This is a genomic window from Acetobacter vaccinii, from assembly GCF_008365315.1.
In the GTDB taxonomy this organism is placed as follows: Bacteria; Pseudomonadota; Alphaproteobacteria; order Acetobacterales; family Acetobacteraceae; genus Acetobacter; species Acetobacter vaccinii.
Genome location: NZ_CP043506.1, coordinates 1,647,035 through 1,663,329, shown reverse-complemented (window position 1 = coordinate 1,663,329; position 16,295 = coordinate 1,647,035). Strand labels below are relative to the sequence as shown.

Genomic DNA, 16,295 nt, shown 5'->3' with positions numbered 1-16,295 from the left:
CGTCCTTCTGGGCACGGGGGCTTTGTGTTTTTCAGGCTTCGTCTTCCCACCAGACGCTCAGCGTACGCACACCCTGAGCACCGCGGATCAGCACGCCCTGAATATCGGCTGTCGCAGAAGGCCCGCTCATCAACACCCCATAATGGGCATTTTTGAATTCGGGCCGCTGGGAATAGGCCGTGTGCATGTTGGCGGTCAGATTGGCCTCCGACAGCAGCACCACGATATGCTGAGTCAGATGCGCGGCTGAGTTGAGATGGTTGAGTTCATTCTCGCTCAGGTAAATAGACCCCATTTCGGCAATGCCAAACGGTGTGCGGACAACCAGCACATCCACCATAGCCGCCTGCTGGGGGGATGTCAGGTCTTCGATCCGGATTGTGCCTTCAAATTCAGGCACGGCAGAGCAGATTACCTTTTCATCGGGAAAGCGACGGGCAATGGCCGTGGCCAGCGTGTCACCTTCCTTACGCTCCAGCACCTGCCCTCCCAGCAGGGCCAGACTGGCCTCAAACCGGGTGCGGCTGGCATCCATGTCGCCCAGTACGGCAACAGGTGGCAGGGGGTGCTGGGTGGGGTCTGGCCGGTTATCGCGCAGGCGGGCCAGGATCGCGTCTCGTGAACTCACGCGGTTTTCCCCTTTTTCTGTGCCTTCAGGCGGTTTTCTTTATACCAGCTATGGAAGGTCTGCTTGACCGGATGCGGCAGTTCCCGGTTTTTGCTCCACGGGTTCATCCAGTTATACAGCAGGAAGCGCGGCAGCGTCTGCAACGCGGTTTCCGTCCCGTTCACAGCCGCGCGGTACAGCTTGGGCTGGCCCAGCAGCTTGCCCGCCATATGCATGATCTCGCGCTTGACGAAGGGCAGTTCATGATGCTCCGCCAGCACGCGCCGCCATTTGTAAAGCTGCTCGTGAATGTTGATTTTGACCGGGCAGACGTTGGTGCAACTCCCGTTCATGGTCGAGGCAAACGGTAGTGTACTGTATTTACGCTCGTTGAACGTCGGGTCGATAATAGCCCCGATCGGGCCGGAATAGACCGCACCATAAGACAGACCGCCAGAACGACGATACACCGGGCAGGTATTCATGCACGCGCCACAACGGATGCACTTGAGGGAGGTCCAGAACTCCTCCATCCCCAGACGGTGCGAGCGACCATTGTCCACCAGCACCACATGCATTTCACTCCCCTTCTGCGGGCCATGAAAATGGGTGGTGTACTGCGTAATGGGCGACCCCAGCGCACTGCGCGATAGCAGGCGGACAAACACCCCAAGGTCAGCCATACGCGGCACCAGCCGCTCGATCCCAAGGGTAGCAATATGCAGCCCCGGCACCGTAGCACTCAGGTCTGCATTGCCCTCGTTGGTGCAGACAACAAAGCTGCCGGTTTCAGCCACAATAAAGTTGCCGCCGGTCATACCCGCATCGGCAGTCAGAATAACCGGGCGGGCTGCCAGACGCTGTGACCACGCAAGGGAGTTGGGGTCATCATCATTAGGGTCGGTGTTGTAGTATTTGGCAAAAATCTTGGCCACATCGGGCGTCAGCTTGTGCACGGCGGGCACCACAATGTGGCTGGGCATCTGCCCATCAAGCTGCTGGATACGTTCGCCCAGGTCAGTTTCTGTCACCACAACACCGCGCGGTTCCAGATAGTCGCGCATGCTGCACTCTTCTGTCACCATGGACTTGCTCTTGATCAGCGAGCGCGCGCCATGTTTTTCCAGAATTTCGCCAACAATGCGGTTATGCTCCGCCGCATCCGCCGCCCAATGGACATGGATGCCGTTCTTGCGGGCATTGGCCTCAAACTGCTCCAGATATTCGGGCAGGTTGGCCAGCGTGTGTTCCTTGATCTGCGAGGCAAGGCTGCGCAGTTCCTGCCATTCAGGCAGGATATGCATCTGCTGGTCGCGCTTTTGACGCAGGTCCCACAACCGTTCGTCATGGAAATTCAGGTGCGGCGCATCTTTGATGAACTCTTCCGCAGCCCTGGCGTGATTGACGGGTTTCACCTTCATTCGCGTGTTCCGTTCAGAATTTCCGCAATATGGATAAAGCGGATCGGCACACCGGCCCGTTCCGCGCAGCCCTGCTGGTGCATCATGCACGAACTGTCGGCTGAAACGATGTATTCCGCCCCGGCTGTGTGGTGGTCACGCACCTTGTCCAGCCCCATACGGGCGGACACGGCCTCCTCCGTCACGCAGAAGGTACCGCCAAAGCCGCAGCATTCATCCGGCCGCTTGGGCGTTGCAAAGGAAATACCCTTAACGCGTGAGAGCAGGTCCATCGGCTTGGAGAACGGAGTTTCCCCCAGTTCGGACATGCTGGCCGTCCGCAGGGCACGCAGCGTACCGCAGCTATTGTGCAGCCCCACCTTGTGCGGGAACTCCGCCCAGGGGAAGTCACGCACGTTCAGCACATCGTGCAGGAACTCTACCAGCTCGTAGGTGTTGCGGCGCACATGCCGGACTTCATCCGTCTGGGGGATGGCATCAAAATTGTCGCGCACATGGTGGGCACAACTGCCCGACGGCATGACAATGGCATCATACTGCGCGAAGTTGCGGACAAACAGTGCCTCGGCCGCAGCCGCGTCCCGGTTGCAGCCGGAATTGGCCATGGGCTGCCCGCAGCAGGTCTGGTCCATGGGATAGTCCACGTCCTGACCAAATTTTTCCAGCAACTCCAGTGTCGCAACACCTGTTTTTGGAAAAAATGCGTCAATATAACAGGGAACAAACAACCCGATTTTCATCAATACCCCCAGTGCGGCAGGCCCGTCCGGTCAACGGACAGCACTACTCCGCCTTCAGACCCAGTGATTTCAGCGCAGCAGGTTCGGGACCACCCGTGGCCCAGTCCAACAGTTCCACCGTATGGACAAAAGGAATCCCAACAGCACCTGCAAGCTGTGTCATGCAGCCAATATTGCCACTGGCCGCCACCTGTGCATTGACCGAGCGGATGTTGCGTACCTTGCGGTCCTTCAACTGTCCGGCAATTTCGGGCTGCAACAGGTTGTATGTCCCTGCCGACCCGCAGCACAGATACCCTTCGGGCACGTCCAGCACGGTAAACCCTGCCTGTTTGAGCAAGTCTTTGGGCTGGTTCACAATTCGCTGGCCATGCTGCATGGAGCAGGCGGAATGGTAGACAACCCGCAGGCCCGCAGGGCTGACAGGGGGCTTAAGCCCAATTTCCACCATAAATTCGGTAATATCACGCGCCATGGCGGACACGCGGGCCGCCTTATCCGCCCATTGCGGGTCAAGCCGCAGGGTGTGCCCATACGCCTTGACCGAGGTGCCACAGCCCGAAGTGTTGATGATCACCGCATCCAGCCCGTCCGGCCCATCGGCCTCACGCAGCCATGCGGTAATATTGGCCTTGACCAGCGGCATGGCCTTGTCCTGATCGCCCATGTGTTCGGCGGGCGCGCCACAGCACCCTGCCCCACGGGGCACGACAACCTCTACCCCATGGCGTTGCAGCAGCCGGATGGTGGCCTCGTTAATGGCCGTATCCAGCACCGTCTGCACGCAGCCATTCAACAGTGCGACCCGTTTGGGGCGGGTGCCTGCCGTGGTCCCCTGGGCAGGGAATGTCTGCGGCCGGTCAACCTTGCTGGGGGCGGGCAGCGGGCGGGTTGGCACCATATCCAGCATGGCCCGCATGGTGCCCGAAAACAGCCCACGTGCAGGCCGTGCCAGCCGCCCGGCCGACAGGGCAAGGCGGAAAAGCCCTGTCCTGGGCAGCAACTGCACCAACATGCTGCGGGTCACGCGCTGGAACAGGGGCCTTTTGTAATGTTCCTCCACATACTCCCGCCCGTGAGCGATCAGCTTGGAGTATTCGACCCCAGACGGGCAGATGGCCTCACACGCAAGGCAGGTCAGGCAACGGTCCAGATGTTTGACGGTTCGGTCGTCGGGCGCACCCCCTTTTTCATACATATCCTTGATCAGGAAAATACGCCCACGGGGGCTGTCATTTTCCTCACGCCGGACAGCATAGGTCGGGCAGCGCGACAGGCAGACGCCGCAATGCACGCAGTTACCAATAATGTCGGTCGCCAGGCTGAGATCGGGGTCCGTATCGCGCGCGGCCTGGGGAATGTTGCTGAGCATGGGCCTGAACTCCTACGCCTGAACGGTCATACGGCCGGGGTTAAGCAACCCGCCGGGGTCAAACGCGGCCCGTGTACGCCCGGCAAGGGCGGCAAGACCTGCCGTAATGGGGGGGAATGCACCAAACTGTGCGCGAATGGCATCCGGCCCGCGCAGCAGCATGGCTTTAGCACCGATTTTTTCAGCCATTTTGCGATAGCGCAGCACGTCCACTTCCGGCTGCACACCCCGCATGGTGGAAAATACGATGCCACCGGCCCAGTCCACAAAAAAGCGGCTGATACAGCCTGCCCTGCGGGCCTCCGCCACAAAGGCAGGCATGGCTGTGCCGGGCAGATTAACGCGCCAGACCAGTTCATCAGCGCGGGGGGCAAGGCAGGTCAGTTCGCGCACATCCTGCCACAGGGCCGCACTTTCCGTCCGTTCCACAACACGGGCACCCTCGCGCCCCTGCAAAAGCCCTTCCACCACGGCGCGGTTGCCCGCAACCCCTGGTTCCGTGCCTTCAATACGGATCAGCACCTCGCACTGGCCTGACGGGCTGACGCGGCGGGCAAGCCCGCCCACACCCAGCGGCAAAGCGCGAATAGTGCGGAAAAGGGCGGCATCCTCCTCCAACGTCTGGGCTGGCACAATGAGCGTAACTTCCGCCCTGGGGGCAGGCAGCACTTTCAGGGTCACGGCTGTCAGCACCGCCAGCGTACCGCATGAGCCTGTCAGCAGCTTGCTCAGGTCATAGCCGGTCACGTTCTTCATGGTCCGGCCTCCGGCTTTGAAAATATCGCCCTGACCATTCACCCCTTCGACCCCAAGCACGAAGTCGCGCACGGCACCGTTGAGAATACGCCGTGGCCCGGACAGGGCGGTCGCCACAGCCCCACCCACGGTGGAGCGTGCCCCATCCGTGCCATACAGCCCGGTATAGCGTGGGGGCTCAAAAGGCAGATACTGCCCTTTGGCCGCGAGCATAGCCTCCAGCGCATCAAGCGTCAGCCCTGCACCCACCCGGATGACCAGGTCTTCGGGGTCATAAAAATCAACGCTATCCAGCCCGCCAAGAGCCATGGCACGGCTGGCAGTGACAGGATTGCCAAAGCCGCACCGCGTACCATTGCCTGTAATGGCAAGGCTGTGTCCGGCACTGGCGGCATCCATGATAATATCTGCCACATCCTGCGTGCTGGACGGATGCTCGCGCGCCTGGGTCTGCTGTATCTGTGTCATTATTTTTTGGTCCTGCGCGGATCAGAAACGCGGAATATCGGCAAAGCGGAGGGCTCCGCCACGCACATGCATACGCCCAAATTCGGCACACCGGCAGGCTGTGGGAAAGACCTTGCCGGGGTTGAGGAGTTCCTGCGGGTCAAACGCACATTTGAGCATCTGCTGCTGGTGCAGGTCCACATCCGTGAACTGATGGGTCATCAGGTCGCGTTTTTCCACGCCAATACCGTGCTCGCCACTCAGCACGCCGCCGACATTGACACAGGCGATCAGAACATCCGCGCCAAACGCCTCGGCTTTTTCCAGATCACCCGGCTTGGCTGCGTCATACATAATAATGGGGTGCAGGTTACCGTCCCCCGCATGGAAGCAGTTGGCGTAGTCCAGCCCGTATTTTTCTGACAGCTCTGCCATGGTGTTCAGCACTTCAGGCAGCTTGTTACGCGGGATTGTACCGTCCGTGCAGTAATAGTCCGGGCAGAGCTTGCCAATGGCGGAAAAGGCCAGCTTGCGGCTGCTCCATATCCGCTGGCGTTCTTCCTCCGTGGTGCTGACCTTGAGTTCAATCGCGCCCTGTGCCCGTGCAACATCGCTGACAACATGCACCAGCGCATCAACCTCTACCGCCGTGCCATCCAGTTCACACAGCAGCAGGGCTTCCGTCCGGTCATCAAACCGTTCCCGAATCAGCACTGAAACAGCGTCGAGCACCTTGCGGTCCATAAACTCAAGGCCCGCAGGAATAACGCCCACACCAATAATGGCCCCCACACATTCGCAGGCTTTTTCCACCGAGGGGAAGCTCATGGAAATAACACGCGCCACCTCGGGCACTGGCTCCAGGCGCACGGCTATTTCCGTCACAACACCCAGCAACCCTTCCGACCCGGTGAGCACGCCCATCAGGTCCAGCTCCCCTTCCGATGCCCCAAGAAAAGCGCCGCCCAGTTGCAGCAACTCCCCTGTCATCAGCACCAGTTGCAGACCCAGAATATGGTCCGCCGTCACACCGTATTTCAGACAGTGCACGCCCCCGGCATTTTCCGCGACATTGCCACCAATGGTGGAAATCAACTGGCTGGAAGGGTCAGGCATGTAGCACAGGCCCAGGTGGCTGACGGCCTCGCTAATAGCAATATTGGGTACGCCGGGCTGCACACGCGCCACACGGTTGGGGGCATCCACCTCGACAACGCTGCACAGGCGCGATGTGACCAGCAGGATGCCATCTTCCAGCGGCAAAGCCCCGCCGGAAAGCGACGTGCCAGACCCACGGGGCACAACCTTGACGCCGCGCTCATGGCAAAAGCGCAGCACAGCACGCACTTCCTCCGTGCTGGCAGGCAGCACGACCAGCAGCGGCATGGCCATATAGGCGGTAATGCCGTCACACTGATAAGGCTTGCGCTCGACCTCGTCGGAGATAACCCACTCCGACCCGACAATCTGCCGCAGCCCTGCGGCCAGCGTCTCGCGCTGGCTGATAATGTCCTGGCTGGGGTGTGGCATCTGCATCGTGCGTTCTCTTCCATGCTGCTGGCGCATTCATGCGCCCACAGGCGTGTAAGACCCATGGCCCCTTACGGTCCATACCCACGCACGCCATACGCGGTGTTATAACAAAAACGCCATCATAAAAAAACAGGGTATCCGCCAGATTATGGAAAGCCCTGTCCCGCATGCAGCGCAACGCTTGCAGGGTATTGCCCCACAGCCCCCCACACCAGCCCCCATTGCCCCGCGCACAGGTTTTTGAAAAGCAGTGAACGCGCCAAGGGGTTGGCACCAGACACACCGCTGGCACCGCACCACAGCAGAACTTACAATGTAATCGTATTAAGGGCGGCCAGAGCGATGATACGGATGCCCGCCAGCAATGGCCTGCGCCCGGTAGATCTGCTCGACCAGCATAATGCGGACCAGCATGTGCGGCCATGTTAACTGGCCGAGGGACAGCCGGGCATCGGCCCGCGCCAGTACTGACGCCTCCAGCCCTTCCGCCCCACCAATGACAAAACAGGGGACCCGCCCCTGTGCCTGCCAGTCCTGCATGGCTTGGGCAAAAGCCCCGCTACTCCAGTTCTGCCCACTTTCATCCAACGCGACCACGTGGGAGCGCGGGGGGCAGGCTGCCAGAATGGCCTGGGCCTCCCGACGTTTTATCTCGTCAGGGGAGCCCCGGCCATCAGCCAGTTCCACAATATCAAGGGCAGGCCGCAAGCGTTTCAAGTAACGCTCGACAAGGGCCAGTTCGGCCCTGTCCTTCATGCGGCCAACGGCAACCAGCCTCATGCGTGGCCCCTGCCCTGTGTCTGGCAGCAGAGCTTACAGATGAGTGACATCACCCTCGTTGCTGTCATCCAGCTCAGCGCCCCACATTTTTTCCAGCCCATACAGCGCACGGGCTTCGGCCTTGAACAGGTGGACAACAATATCGCCCGTATCCAGCAGCACCCAGTCGGAACCGTTTGCCCCTTCGACCAGCACGCGCTTGATGCCGATGTCACGCAGCTTGCGTTCAATATGCTGGGCCATGGCGGCAATCTGGCGGTCGGCAAGGCCGGTGGCCACAACCATGCGGTCGGCGAAGGAGGCACGCCCGGCAAGGTTGATCACCACGATATCCTCCGCCTTGTCGTCTTCCAGACTGGCGGTGATGATGGCGAGGGACTGCTCGAGAATATCGGGCGCAACGGTTTCGCGTTTGGCACGGGTTTTTGGCCCTGCTGCAACGGCTTTTTTGCGGACCGAGCCGGGTGCTGCCGCAGCACCGGGCACTGCAGCGCGGGAGGCTGTGGCCCGCGTGCCCCGGGTGGTGGCCGTGGACGAACGGGGGCGTGCCGGCGTCTCGGCGGGTGGCTTCCTGACTATGACGATTCTCCTGAATTTCGCGAGGCGGTGGGGGGTGCGTGATCCACGCTGACGGAAAAACCGCCCTGCCGCCGGATGGCTGTTGCAGATATACTGTTTTGTGCCCCTGGAAGGAAAGCCCACACAGGGGGGCGACGCATGGCAAGGCACCCGGCCTGACACGCAGGAAGACGCCAACGCGCCATATAATGGCCCGCGGCCCCGTTCAATGCCGCAAAATTCTGCCCTGGTCGGGGGAAAACTGCCATGGCCACGGTATGCACCAGCCCCCGCCAGCCTTTCCAGCGTGGCAGCGTCACCAGACCGTCAGCCCCGGTCAGCCAGACAAAATGAGCATTCTTAAAACGCGCTTTCAGGCAACGCAGCGTATCCACGGTATATCGTGTCCCGATTCGGGCTTCTATATCCGTTGCGATAACGCGCCGACCGTCCACCAGTTGCCGCGCCGTTTGCAGGCGCTGCGCCAACGGGGCCATGCCGCGCCGGGGTTTGAGCGGATTACCCGGCGACACCATCAGCCACACCTGGTCGAGCCGCAGTTGCACCAGTGCGCGTCGGGCTATGGCCAGGTGCCCGGCATGCGCGGGGTTGAAAGACCCCCCCAGCAAGCCGATTCTGCACCGACGGGCGTCCCCCCAGGTGGGAACGCCGTCATACTCGGCACGCGGCTGCGGCAATGTCAGGAACGCACCTGTCCGTTACCGATGACCTCGTACCGGAAGGTTGTCAGCTGCTCGACCCCGACAGGACCACGGGCATGGAAGCGGCCTGTAGCAATGCCGATTTCCGCCCCGAATCCGAACTCACCCCCATCGCAGAACTGGGTGGAGGCATTCCACATGACCACAGCACTGCTGACACCGTTCATAAAACGGATCGCCGTGGCCTCATCCGATGTCACAATCGCCTCGGTATGAGACGAGCCATAACGGGCGATATGGTCCAGTGCATCGTCCACCCCGTTGACCACTGCCACGTTCAGGATCGCATCCAGCCATTCGGTGCCGAAATCTTCCTCATTACCAGCAGGCAGCTCAGGCACAATGGCCCGTGCCTGCGCGTCGGCCTTGAACGCACAACCCTTTTCGGAAAGGTCTGCAACAATCTGCGGCAGCAGGCTGGGGGCTATGGCGGCATCCAGCAGCAGCGTCTCGGTTGCGCCGCAAATGCCTACGCGGCGCATTTTGGCATTGAGCACAATCCGCCGTGCCATGGCCGGGTCGGCCGCAGCATGGACATAGGTGTGACACAGGCCTTCGGCATGGGCCAGAACCGGCACCCGCGCCTCGCTCTGCACACGTTCGACAAGACCACGCCCGCCACGGGGGATAATCAGGTCAACCAGCCCGGCAGCGCCCAACATGTCGGCCACATGCCGCCTGTCGGCATCGGGTGCAATCAGCACCGCATCTTCAGGCAGGCCAGCCGCGCGCAGGCCTTCCTGCATGGCGGCATGGATGGCACGCGCGCTATGCAGGCTTTCCGACCCGCCACGCAGCAGTACGGCGTTACCGGACTTGATGCACAGGCCAGCGGCATCCGCGCCGACATTGGGCCTGCTCTCATAAATCACGCCAATAACCCCGACGGGTGTGGACACGCGGCGGATACGCAGCCCGTTGGGACGGGTCCATTCATCCCGCACCTGCCCCACGGGGTCGGGCAGATCGGCAATGTCCTCCAGACCACGGGCCATGGCCTCAACCCGTTCCGGGGTCAGGGTCAGCCTGTCACGGAAGGAATCTTTCGCCTGGGATACGGCAAGATCCTGTGCGTTGGCCTCAAGAATGGCCGCGCTGGACGTCCGCAGGGCCGCCGCGGCTGCCCACAATGCCCGATCCCGGTCGGAAGATGAACTCTGCGCCAATGTCCGGGACGCAAGTCTGGCCCGGCGGGCAAGAGCAACCATCGGCAACGCAGCCTGGGCACCGTGCATCTCTGATGCGGCACCCTCCAGAACCTGAAGCTGCGAACTGTCTCCCTCCGTGGTCATGGCGGTGTTCCTATCTCCATACTCTCAGCGGATGGGGTGCGTGGCCTTTCCACACACCCGGTCCGTATGACACTGAACCTTATACGTTGAAGCGGAACAGCAGAATATCACCATCCTGCACAACATAATCCCGACCTTCAACACGCAGGCGCCCGGCTTCCTTGGCACCTGCCTCCCCAGCATACTGAACATAATCGTCATATGCGACGGTTTCGCAGGCAATGAAGCCACGTTCAAAGTCATTGTGAATGACGGCTGCGGCCTGCGGGGCCTTGGTGCCTTTGGTAATTGTCCAGGCACGGGCTTCCTTGGGGCCAACCGTAAAGTAGGTGCTCAGGCCCAGCAGGCGGTAGCCTGCGGCAATCACCCGGTCCAGACCACTGTCCTTAAGACCCAGACCTTCCAGAAACTCGCGCCGCTCATCATCCGCAAGCTGGCTGACTTCAGCCTCGATCGCAGCGGAGACAATGACAACCGCAGCCCCTTCGGCCTCGGCCCGCAGTTTGACCTGCTCCGAGAATGCATTGCCGGTCGCTGCCGAGTCCTCATCCACATTGCACACGTACAGAACAGGCTTGCTGGTCAGCAGTTGCAGGCGGCGGACGGTTTCTTCCTCCCCAACTGGAATGGCGGCTCGCACGGGCCGGCCTTCACGCAGGGCTTCCATCAGCGGTTCCATCACCGCGATCTGGGCCACGGCTTCGGCATCGCGGTTCTTGGCACGCTTTTGCAGGTTGGGCAGGCGCTTTTCGAGCGAGTCGAGATCGGCCAGCATCAGCTCGGTTTCGATAATCTCGGCGTCACGCACCGGGTCCACGCCGCCTTCGACATGCGTAATGTCGTCGTCCTCAAAGCAGCGCAGGACGTGGATGACCGCATCAACCTCGCGGATATTGGCCAGGAACTGGTTGCCCAGCCCTTCCCCCTTGGACGCACCGCGCACAAGGCCCGCAATGTCCACAAACTCCAGGCTGGTGGGCACTTCACGCTGGGATTTGCCAATCTGCACCAGCTTGTCCAGACGCGGGTCCGGCACTGCCACGCGGCCCACATTGGGCTCGATGGTGCAGAACGGATAGTTGGCAGCCTGCGCCGTGGCCGTGGCCGTCAGCGCGTTGAACAGCGTGGACTTGCCCACATTGGGCAGCCCCACGATACCGCAGTTAAATCCCATCAGCCCTTGCTCCCCTCCGGCAGTGCAACCCGTGTCATAAACTGGTCCGCCCGGCCCTCAGCCAGAAATGGCGCCGCCCCCGCCATACGGTCCAGCAGCGGGTCCAGCCATTCCTGGCGGTCCGTATCCGTAAAATTTCCCAACACCCAGCCATGCACGCGGTCCTTGTGGCCCGGATGCCCGATGCCAATACGCACCCGCCAGTAATCGGGCGTGCCCAGCATTCTGTCAGTCGAGCGCAGACCATTGTGCCCGGCAGCACCACCCCCACGCTTTACACGCAGGCGGCCTGGGGCCAGGTCCAACTCGTCATGGAAGAGTGTAATATGCTCGGGGGCAATTTTGTAGAAGGCCGCAGCCTCCTGCACACTCTCGCCCGAGCGATTCATATAGGTCATGGGCAACAGGGCCAGAACCTTCTGCCCGCCCACGCGCCCTTCGGCAACTTCGCCCCGAAAGCGGTTGCGCCAGGGTGTAAACCCGTATTTGGCGGCAATAGCCTGCACCGCCATGAAGCCGACATTATGCCTGTGCCGACGCATGGAGGACTCAGGATTACCCAGTCCAACCCAGAGCAGCATGACCCGGCTCCACCAAAACCTGTTCCAAAGAAAGCGGGGGCATGTGCCCTGCACATGCCCCGCGCCCCATAACCAGACTATACGCTACCCTGATAGAAATCAGGATGCAGCTTCTGTCGTGTCAACGTTCGGCGCAGCAATGCTGGCGATCACGAAGTTGGCTTCGTGGCTGATCGGCGTAGCGCCTTCCGTGCCGGCCACATCTTCCCAACGCACGTTGTCGTTGATGTCCAGCTTGGTCAGATCAACGGTGAAGAATTCCGGGATCTGCTCGGCCGGAACTTCAACGTCAACCGTGTGACGCACAACGTTGAGCATGCCACCACGCTTGATGCCGGGGCACTTGTCTTCACCCACGAAATGCACGGACACTTCAACATGCACGCGTGAGCCAGCGGACAGGCGCATGAAGTCAACATGCACGGGGGAGTCCTTGACCGGGTGCAGCTGCACGTCACGGATCAGGGCACGTTCGACCTTGCCGTCAACGTTGACTTCGTAAACGCGTGAGCGCCAGCCAGAGGTCTGCAGACCCTTGACGATAATGCGCGGGTCAACCGCGATCAGTGTTGCTTCCTGCTTGCCGCCGTAAACAACGCCGGGCACCAGGCCAGCACGCCTCGTCGCCCGCGCTGCCCCCTTACCAGCCTTCGCGCGCGCCGATGCTTCGATGGATGTAATCTTGGACACGTTAAACTCTCCTGAAAATCTGAACACGCAGGCCTCCAGGGGTGCCCGCGCGGTGGCAGCGCCATACAGGAAAAAACAGACCAAAGCAAGTTTTTGACCCCTCAAAACCGCCGCTCTAGCCTTGACATAATAGCCGCCGCCCTGCTTCCTCCGGCACTATAGGACTTCAATCAGGGGACGGCTCTACCGCACGGCCGGACCTCAGCTTTCAGGACACCGCCATGCACCCTTACCGTACCCATAGCTGTTCGGCCCTTCGCGCGGGCGATGCAGGCTCTACCGCCCGCCTGTCGGGCTGGGTCCACAGCAAGCGGGACCATGGCGGGCTGCTATTCATCGACCTGCGGGACGAAACCGGCATTACCCAGATTGTTATCCCCGCTGGCTCCACCGTGATGGAAACGGCAGAGCATGTCCGGGCTGAAAGCGTAATTACCGTCACCGGCGAGGTTGTGCTGCGCGAGGAAGGCACCCGCAACCCCGACCTGGCCACAGGCGACATTGAACTGCGTGCCAAAACCTTTGAGGTACAGTCCGCAGCCGCCGTGCTGCCGTTGCAGGTGGCCGGGCAGGAACATTATTCCGACGAACTGCGCCTGCGGTACCGCTACATCGACCTACGCCGTGACAAGGTGCACCGCAACATCCTGCTGCGCGCCTCGGTCGTGGCCAGCATGCGCCGCCGCATGACCGACCTGGGCTTTGTGGAACTACAGACCCCGATCCTGACCGCATCCTCCCCCGAAGGTGCGCGTGACTTCCTGGTGCCCTCACGCATGCATCCGGGCAAGTTCTACGCCCTGCCGCAGGCCCCCCAGCAGTTCAAGCAGTTGGCCATGGTTGCCGGATTCGACCGGTATTTCCAGATTGCCCCGTGTTTTCGTGACGAAGCCTCCCGCGCTGACCGCTCACCGGGGGAATTCTACCAGCTTGACTTTGAAATGGCGTTTGCCACGCAGGACGAAATTTTTGCGGTGCTGGAAGAGGTCATGTCCGGCCTGTTCACCGAATTTGGCAATGGCCGCACGGTCAGCGCAGCCCCCTTCGAGCGGATTCCCTACGCCCGTGCCATGAAGGAATATGGCTCCGACAAGCCTGACCTGCGTAACCCGCTGCGGATTACCGATGTTACCGACGCCTTTGCAGACTCCGGCTTTGGCCTGTTTGCCCGTATTGCCGCCGATGGGGGCGAAATCCGCGCCATTCCCGCCCCTGGTGCTGGGGACCGCCCGCGCTCCTTTTTTGACAAGCTGAATAACTGGGCGCGTGAAAACGGGGCCGGTGGCCTTGGCTACATCACCTTCTCCGAGGCCGGTGGCCAAGGGCCGATCGCCAAGAACCTTGAAGCCGACCGGGCAGAGACCATCCGCACCCGCCTGGGGCTGAAAGCCGGTGATGCCGTCTTCTTTGCCGCAGGCAAGGGGCTGGATGTCGCCAAGTTCTCCGGCCTTGTCCGCACCCGCATTGCCGAGGAACTGGGGCTGGTGGAAGACAATGCCTTCCGCTTCTGCTGGATCACCGATTTCCCGATGTATGAACGCAACGAGGATACCGGGCTGATCGACTTCTCGCACAACCCCTTCTCCATGCCCCAGGGCGGGCTGGACGCGCTGAACAGCAAGGACCCGCTGGAGATCCTGGCCTATCAGTACGACATCGTGTGCAACGGGATCGAACTGTCCTCCGGCGCGGTGCGTAACCACCTGCCCGACGTGATGGTGCGTGCGTTTGAGATTGCAGGCTACCCCGAAAGCGAGGTTGAAGCCCGCTTTGGTGGCATGCTCAATGCCTTCCGCTACGGTGCGCCGCCGCATGGTGGCTCTGCCCCCGGCGTGGACCGTATTGTGATGCTGCTGGCTGATGAACCCAACATCCGTGAGGTCATTCTTTTCCCCCTCAACCAGCAGGGTGAAGACCTGATGATGGGTGCTCCCGCCCCCGTGCTGCCTGAGCGGATGAAGGAGCTGTCCCTGGCGCTGAACCTGCCCAAGCCAAAGCCTGCCGCAGCCCCGGCACCCAAAAAAGACTAAGCTGAAACCACCCCTCTGCCTGCCCCGACACTGCGGCAGGCAGAGGGACAAAAAGCCCTGCCCCCTGCGGGGGATAACAGCGTGCTGCACGCTTGCCTGGCACCGTGGTGACCCTTTTGTGAGACACCATTCCAGCCATCCCACCGTTGCATGATCCAGCAGAATACTTTTTGTTAGGCTGCATGATACGTTGGTTTTTTCCAGCACGGGCTGTTGCCCTGCTGTCACTTCTCCCTGCTTTCTGCCTCTCCTCTCCGCTGGCCGCCACACCACTTCTGGCAGCGGATCTGGCCTCCCAAAATGCTCTCTACGACCTGAACCTTGTGGAAAGTGCGGGGGGAGAAACCCTCTCCGCCACGGGCAGCATGGCCTATTCCGTGCAGAAAACCTGCGCGGGATGGGTGACCCGCCAGACGCTGGATATTCAGAGCGTGACCCGCAAGGACGGGCCAACACACATGCGGTCGGAATACACAACGCTGGAAAGCCCGGACAGCCGCCATCTGACCTTCAGCACGCATGAAACCCGCGATGGCCAGCTCTTACAGGCGCTCCATGGGCAGGCCAGCCTGAACCCGGATGGCTCCGGCACAGCTCATTACGACAAGCCCCTGTCCACCACACGGACCCTGCCCGTGGGCACGGTCTTTCCCATGGCCCATATGGCAAACCTGATCGACGCCATGCAGGCCGGAAAGGCGGATCTGGCCAGTCCGCTGTTTGACGGCACCGTGGCCGATGGGGCGGAGGACACATATGCCACAATCCTACACCGCAATGCCCCGGCCCCGTTGCCGACCCTGCCCCCACCTGCGCCAGATGTTGCTTCCAGTCAGGTGCATATCGCGTTTTTTGAGCAGGCAGGCCATGCCATGACCCCGGTTTACGAACTGGGGATGCGCGTCTTTACCAACGGAGTGTCAGACGCGCTGGACATGAATTTTGGTGACTTTCGCATGCAGGGCACACTCCACGCCCTGACACTGCCACCCAACCCAACCTGCCCAGCCCCCAAACACGCAACACCCTGAGGCTACGTCAGAAGCTGAGCAGGCTGCCTGTGGCTACTGGGCACTGGCCGTTGCGGGTTTTTCAGCCCGGATCACACTGGCAAGAGCCTGCAACGCCTGGGGGTTAGCGCGCAGGAGTGCCACATTCTGTGGTTCCGGCTTGGTCAGATCACCTCCGGCTTCCTGCCCTGCGGGAATGTTCATCAGGCTGCCTGTCAGGCCTACACAGGTCAGGCTCATGACAAAGTCACGCGGCGTAAAGCCGTGGTCCTTGAGGATGGCGCTCAGCCCCTTGACCTGCTCCACAAACTGGATCTGCTGGTCCAGGGACATGCCATAACGGGCGGGGGGCTGAATGCCTGCGGTCTGAATAGCCTGCAATGTTGCCGTCAGCCGGGGCAGCACATCTGGCGCCAGCTTGTAATGCAGGGCGGTATCCATGTCGTGCCGCATAATGGCCACCTGCTCGGGCGTCAAAGCCGGTGGGCGGTTTGTGGCTGTGGTCTGGGCCTGTGTGACCCCTGCGGCCAGAAGGGGTAGCGCCCCTGCCAGAACCAGAAATCCCTTACGGAGAAAAGACAT

Annotated in this window: 16 protein-coding genes; 2 read left to right on the top strand and 14 right to left on the bottom strand. The window is 61.2% G+C overall.

The window, feature by feature from the left end:
* Positions 1-31: 31 nt before the first annotated feature.
* The 13 genes from FLP30_RS07490 to FLP30_RS07430 form a co-directional block, all read right to left on the bottom strand.
* Positions 32-628 carry a LutC/YkgG family protein gene (locus tag FLP30_RS07490; RefSeq protein WP_149279263.1) on the bottom strand — a complete coding sequence of 199 codons (597 nt, stop codon included), beginning with the start codon at positions 626-628 and terminating at the stop codon, positions 32-34.
* Complete coding sequence (locus tag FLP30_RS07485; protein ID WP_149279262.1) at positions 625-2,028, bottom strand: lactate utilization protein B; 1,404 nt, start codon at positions 2,026-2,028, stop codon at positions 625-627. Before FLP30_RS07485 ends, FLP30_RS07490 begins: the two co-directional genes overlap by 4 nt.
* Positions 2,025-2,768: a (Fe-S)-binding protein gene (locus tag FLP30_RS07480; protein ID WP_149279261.1), complete on the bottom strand. Its 744-nt coding sequence runs from the start codon at positions 2,766-2,768 to the stop codon at positions 2,025-2,027. The genes FLP30_RS07485 and FLP30_RS07480 overlap by 4 nt, the downstream gene beginning before the upstream one ends.
* Positions 2,769-2,811: 43 nt before the next feature.
* Positions 2,812-4,140, bottom strand: coding sequence for a glycolate oxidase subunit GlcF (glcF, locus tag FLP30_RS07475; protein WP_149279260.1), 1,329 nt, complete (start codon positions 4,138-4,140; stop codon positions 2,812-2,814).
* 12 nt (positions 4,141-4,152) lie between these two features.
* A complete protein-coding gene (locus FLP30_RS07470) occupies positions 4,153-5,364 on the bottom strand; it encodes an FAD-binding protein (protein WP_149279259.1) in 1,212 nt (403 codons plus the stop codon).
* A 21-nt stretch (positions 5,365-5,385) separates the two neighbouring features.
* A complete protein-coding gene (locus FLP30_RS07465; protein WP_149279258.1) occupies positions 5,386-6,879 on the bottom strand; it encodes an FAD-linked oxidase C-terminal domain-containing protein in 1,494 nt (497 codons plus the stop codon).
* A 321-nt stretch (positions 6,880-7,200) separates the two neighbouring features.
* A complete protein-coding gene (locus FLP30_RS07460; protein WP_149279257.1) occupies positions 7,201-7,656 on the bottom strand; it encodes a 23S rRNA (pseudouridine(1915)-N(3))-methyltransferase RlmH in 456 nt (151 codons plus the stop codon).
* 33 nt (positions 7,657-7,689) lie between these two features.
* Entirely contained in the window at positions 7,690-8,142 is a 453-nt protein-coding gene (gene rsfS / locus FLP30_RS07455; protein WP_149279256.1) for a ribosome silencing factor, read from the bottom strand.
* A gap of 89 nt (positions 8,143-8,231) precedes the next feature.
* Positions 8,232-8,912: a nicotinate-nucleotide adenylyltransferase gene (locus tag FLP30_RS07450; RefSeq protein ID WP_246856461.1), complete on the bottom strand. Its 681-nt coding sequence runs from the start codon at positions 8,910-8,912 to the stop codon at positions 8,232-8,234.
* A gap of 2 nt (positions 8,913-8,914) precedes the next feature.
* A complete protein-coding gene (locus FLP30_RS07445) occupies positions 8,915-10,228 on the bottom strand; it encodes a glutamate-5-semialdehyde dehydrogenase (protein ID WP_210419261.1) in 1,314 nt (437 codons plus the stop codon).
* A gap of 79 nt (positions 10,229-10,307) precedes the next feature.
* Positions 10,308-11,402, bottom strand: a complete 1,095-nt coding sequence (ychF, locus tag FLP30_RS07440; protein WP_149279254.1) for a redox-regulated ATPase YchF — start codon at positions 11,400-11,402, stop codon at positions 10,308-10,310.
* Complete coding sequence (pth, locus tag FLP30_RS07435) at positions 11,402-11,983, bottom strand: aminoacyl-tRNA hydrolase (RefSeq protein WP_149279253.1); 582 nt, start codon at positions 11,981-11,983, stop codon at positions 11,402-11,404. The genes ychF and pth overlap by 1 nt, the downstream gene beginning before the upstream one ends.
* A gap of 99 nt (positions 11,984-12,082) precedes the next feature.
* Positions 12,083-12,673 carry a 50S ribosomal protein L25/general stress protein Ctc gene (locus FLP30_RS07430; protein WP_149279252.1) on the bottom strand — a complete coding sequence of 197 codons (591 nt, stop codon included), beginning with the start codon at positions 12,671-12,673 and terminating at the stop codon, positions 12,083-12,085.
* Between the two features lie 221 nt (positions 12,674-12,894).
* Between FLP30_RS07430 and aspS the strand changes: the two genes are divergently transcribed.
* A complete protein-coding gene (gene aspS / locus FLP30_RS07425) occupies positions 12,895-14,703 on the top strand; it encodes an aspartate--tRNA ligase (protein ID WP_149279251.1) in 1,809 nt (602 codons plus the stop codon).
* Positions 14,704-14,885: 182 nt separating this feature from the next.
* The gene (locus FLP30_RS07420; protein ID WP_149279250.1) at positions 14,886-15,734 is read left to right on the top strand and encodes an EipB family protein; all 849 of its coding nucleotides are present in this window, start codon (positions 14,886-14,888) and stop codon (positions 15,732-15,734) included.
* Between the two features lie 33 nt (positions 15,735-15,767).
* Here the strand turns inward: FLP30_RS07420 and FLP30_RS07415 are convergent, their stop codons facing one another.
* Positions 15,768-16,295 (bottom strand): hypothetical protein, encoded by a 528-nt coding sequence (locus FLP30_RS07415; protein ID WP_246856460.1) that lies wholly within the window; start codon positions 16,293-16,295, stop codon positions 15,768-15,770.